This is a genomic window from Chryseobacterium sp. c4a (assembly GCF_009900745.1).
Classification (GTDB): Bacteria; Bacteroidota; Bacteroidia; order Flavobacteriales; family Weeksellaceae; genus Chryseobacterium.
Genome location: NZ_WXVU01000035.1, coordinates 1 through 4781, shown reverse-complemented (window position 1 = coordinate 4781; position 4781 = coordinate 1). Strand labels below are relative to the sequence as shown.

Sequence of the window (4781 nt, the reverse complement as noted above, 5' to 3'; positions counted from 1 at the left end):
TTTTAAGCGATAAAAACTTTCACAAAGACAAAACCTTTACTGCGCATAAAGTACTTGTCTATTTATATTATAATTTTAGATATAGCAACCATAGGCTATAAATCTACGGGTAATTAGTACTACTTGGCTATGACATTACTGTCTTTACACCTATAGCCTATCAACGTCGTCATCTACAACGACCCTTAAAAGATGTCTCATCTTGAGGCGAGTTTCGCACTTATATGCTTTCAGTGCTTATCTCTTCCAAACGTAGCTACTCAGCGGTGCACCTGGCGGTACAACTGATACACCAGAGGTTTGTTCAATTCGGTCCTCTCGTACTAGAATCAAGCCCTCTCAAACATCTAACGCCCGCAATAGATAGAGACCGAACTGTCTCACGACGTTCTGAACCCAGCTCGCGTGCCACTTTAATGGGCGAACAGCCCAACCCTTGGGACCTTCTCCAGCCCCAGGATGTGACGAGCCGACATCGAGGTGCCGAACCTCCCCGTCGATGTGAGCTCTTGGGGGAGACTAGCCTGTTATCCCCGGAGTACCTTTTATCCTATGAGCGATGGCCCTTCCATACGGAACCACCGGATCACTATGTCCTGCTTTCGCACCTGATCGACTTGTTGGTCTCACAGTCAAGCACCCTTATGCCATTACACTCTACGCACGGTTACCAAGCGTGCTGAGGGTACCTTTGAAAGCCTCCGTTACTCTTTTGGAGGCGACCACCCCAGTCAAACTACCCACCACGCAATGTCCTTCTAAAAGAAGTTAGGCTCCAAGTAAGTAAAGGGTGGTATTTCAACGACGGCTCCACCTACACTAGCGTGCAAGCTTCAAAGCCTCCCACCTATCCTACACATTACTTACTCAAAGTCAATACGAAGTTATAGTAAAGGTTCACAGGGTCTTTTCGTCCCATTGCGGGTAATCGGCATCTTCACCGATACTACAATTTCACCGAGCTCGTGGCTGAGACAGTGCCCAGATCGTTACACCATTCGTGCAGGTCGGAACTTACCCGACAAGGAATTTCGCTACCTTAGGACCGTTATAGTTACGGCCGCCGTTTACTGGGGCTTCAGTTAATGCCTTCGGTTTAACCCTAAGCACCTTCCTTAACCTTCCAGCACCGGGCAGGTGTCAGACCCTATACAGCATCTTTCGATTTAGCAGAGTCCTGTGTTTTTGATAAACAGTCGCCTGGGCCTCTTCACTGCGGCCACCATTGCTGATGGCGTCTCTTCTTCCGAAGTTACGAGACTATTTTGCCTAGTTCCTTAGCCACGACTCACTCGAGCACCTTAGGATTCTCTCCTCGACCACCTGTGTCGGTTTTGGTACGGGTTGCTTCACTTCGGCTTTTCTTGGATCAGATTACACTACAGCAGCTTCGCCCGAAGGCTAGGCCTTGACTATTCCGTCAGTCTCCAGCAGCTACATCCAACCGTCCCCTTTATTCGTGAGCAAGTATGGGAATATTAACCCATTGTCCATCCACTACCCCTTTCGGGTTCGCGTTAGGTCCCGACTAACCCTCAGCTGATTAGCATGGCTGAGGAAGCCTTGGTCTTTCGGTGAGCAGGTTTCTCGCCTGCTTTATCGTTACTTATGCCTACATTTTCTTTTCTATCCGCTCCACAATACCTCACAGTACTGCTTCGGCGCAAATAGAATGCTCTCCTACCAGATGTATCTTAAATACAAATCCATAGCTTCGGTAATATGTTTATGCCCGATTATTATCCATGCCGGACCGCTCGACTAGTGAGCTGTTACGCACTCTTTAAATGAATGGCTGCTTCCAAGCCAACATCCTAGCTGTCAATGCAGTCCAACCGCGTTGCTTCAACTTAACATATATTTTGGGACCTTAGCTGTTGGTCTGGGTTCTTTCCCTCTCGGACATGGACCTTAGCACCCATGCCCTCACTGCCGTAGAACATTTATTAGCATTCGGAGTTTGTCAGGAATTGGTAGGCGATGAAACCCCCGCATCCAATCAGTAGCTCTACCTCTAATAAACTTATATACGACGCTGCACCTAAATGCATTTCGGAGAGTACGAGCTATCTCCCAGTTTGATTGGCCTTTCACCCCTACCCACAGGTCATCCGAAGACTTTTCAACGTCAACCGGTTCGGTCCTCCACTCTGTGTTACCAGAGCTTCAACCTGCCCATGGGTAGATCACAAGGTTTCGCGTCTAATCCTACTAACTATGCGCCCTATTCAGACTCGCTTTCGCTCCGGCTCCGGTACTTAATACCTTAACCTCGCTAGTAAAATTAACTCGTAGGCTCATTATGCAAAAGGCACGCCGTCACAGCTTAATGCTGCTCCGACCGCTTGTAGGCGTACGGTTTCAGGTTCTATTTCACCCTTCTATTCGAAGTGCTTTTCACCTTTCCTTCACAGTACTTGTTCACTATCGGTCTTTCAGGAGTATTTAGCCTTGGAGGATGGTCCCCCCATATTCAGACAGGATTTCACGTGTCCCGCCCTACTCATTTATCATCCAAATATACCTTTCGAATACCGGGCTATCACCGTCTAYGGCCGTTCTTTCCAGAACGTTCTTCTAAATATATAAAGACTTTTGGGCTAATCCGCTTTCGCTCGCCACTACTCACGGAATCTCTTCGATTTCTTTTCCTCCGGGTACTTAGATGTTTCAGTTCTCCGGGTTTGCTCCTCCTAAGAGGTAATACATCTTCAATGTATTGGGTTGCCCCATTCGGACATCTGCGGATCAATTCGTGTGTGCCAATCCCCGCAGCTTTTCGCAGCTTACCACGTCCTTCGTCGCCTCTGAAAGCCTAGGCATCCGCCATACGCCCTTAACGATTTCTTTCCTATTTTTGGTTACTCAAGCGCTTTATGCGCTCGGTTTTCTCTTTGTGATGTCTTTACCGTTAATGTCAATGATCTTAATKTCTTTCTTTCCAACTGATGAACAAATGTTGTTTTTGGCTCCATTCGTAACTTTTAAATCAGTCTTCCAAAACTGTGGAGAATAAGGGAGTCGAACCCTTGACCTCCTGCGTGCAAGGCAGGCGCTCTAGCCAGCTGAGCTAATTCCCCCTCTAGGTGCTGTAGGCTTTATGCTATAAGCTGGAGGCATTTGCCTTCTGCTTGAAGCTTACTGCTTACCGCTTTAATTAGTAGTCTCGGGCAGGCTCGAACTGCCGACCTCTACATTATCAGTGTAGCGCTCTAACCAGCTGAGCTACGAGACTGTCTTTTTAAGACTTAYAGATCCTAGATGCTAGATACAAGACTTTCATTCGTCTTGGTTCTTGGCTCTGGGCTCTTGTATCTCTTCCCTATACTAATTTCTAGTGGGTTTTGTATTTTTAATATAATTCAACCAAACAAAAAACTAAAGCTATGCTTTAAGTAAGTACTGTACCTTACGGTACTAWTTTTTTTATCGTCTAACGACGCTCTAAAATGAGATGTTCCAGCCGCACCTTCCGGTACGGCTACCTTGTTACGACTTAGCCCTAGTTACCTGTTTTACCCTAGGCAGCTCCTGTTACGGTCACCGACTTCAGGTACCCCAGACTTCCATGGCTTGACGGGCGGTGTGTACAAGGCCCGGGAACGTATTCACCGCGCCATGGCTGATGCGCGATTACTAGCGATTCCAGCTTCATAGAGTCGAGTTGCAGACTCCAATCCGAACTGAGACCGGCTTTCGAGATTTGCATCACATCGCTGTGTAGCTGCCCTCTGTACCGGCCATTGTATTACGTGTGTGGCCCAAGGCGTAAGGGCCGTGATGATTTGACGTCATCCCCACCTTCCTCTCTACTTGCGTAGGCAGTCTCACTAGAGTCCCCAACTTAATGATGGCAACTAGTGACAGGGGTTGCGCTCGTTGCAGGACTTAACCTAACACCTCACGGCACGAGCTGACGACAACCATGCAGCACCTTGAAAAATGTCCGAAGAAAAGTCTATTTCTAAACCTGTCATTTCCCATTTAAGCCTTGGTAAGGTTCCTCGCGTATCATCGAATTAAACCACATAATCCACCGCTTGTGCGGGCCCCCGTCAATTCCTTTGAGTTTCAAACTTGCGTTCGTACTCCCCAGGTGGCTAACTTATCACTTTCGCTTAGTCTCTGAACCCGAAAGCCCAAAAACGAGTTAGCATCGTTTACGGCGTGGACTACCAGGGTATCTAATCCTGTTCGCTCCCCACGCTTTCGTCCATCAGCGTCAGTTGTTGCTTAGTAACCTGCCTTCGCAATTGGTGTTCTAAGTAATATCTATGCATTTCACCGCTACACTACTTATTCCAGCTACTTCAATAACACTCAAGACCTGCAGTATCAATGGCAGTTTCACAGTTAAGCTGTGAGATTTCACCACTGACTTACAGATCCGCCTACGGACCCTTTAAACCCAATAAATCCGGATAACGCTTGCACCCTCCGTATTACCGCGGCTGCTGGCACGGAGTTAGCCGGTGCTTATTCGTATAGTACCTTCAGCTACTCTCACGAGAGTAGGTTTATCCCTATACAAAAGAAGTTTACAACCCATAGGGCCGTCGTCCTTCACGCGGGATGGCTGGATCAGGCTCTCACCCATTGTCCAATATTCCTCACTGCTGCCTCCCGTAGGAGTCTGGTCCGTGTCTCAGTACCAGTGTGGGGGATCACCCTCTCAGGCCCCCTAAAGATCGCAGACTTGGTGAGCCGTTACCTCACCAACTATCTAATCTTGCGCGTGCCCATCTCTATCCACCGGAGTTTTCAATATTCATTGATGCCAA

2 tRNA genes and 2 rRNA genes are annotated in these 4781 nt (G+C 47.8%); all 4 read right to left on the bottom strand.

The window, feature by feature from the left end:
• Window positions 1–93: 93 nt before the first annotated feature.
• Window positions 94–2850, bottom strand: a 23S ribosomal RNA gene (locus tag GTR01_RS24305).
• A 156-nt stretch (window positions 2851–3006) separates the two neighbouring features.
• Window positions 3007–3080, bottom strand: a tRNA-Ala gene (locus GTR01_RS24300).
• Between the two features lie 81 nt (window positions 3081–3161).
• A tRNA-Ile gene (locus tag GTR01_RS24295) sits at window positions 3162–3235 on the bottom strand.
• A gap of 212 nt (window positions 3236–3447) precedes the next feature.
• Window positions 3448–4781 (bottom strand): 16S ribosomal RNA (locus tag GTR01_RS24290); the annotation flags it as partial.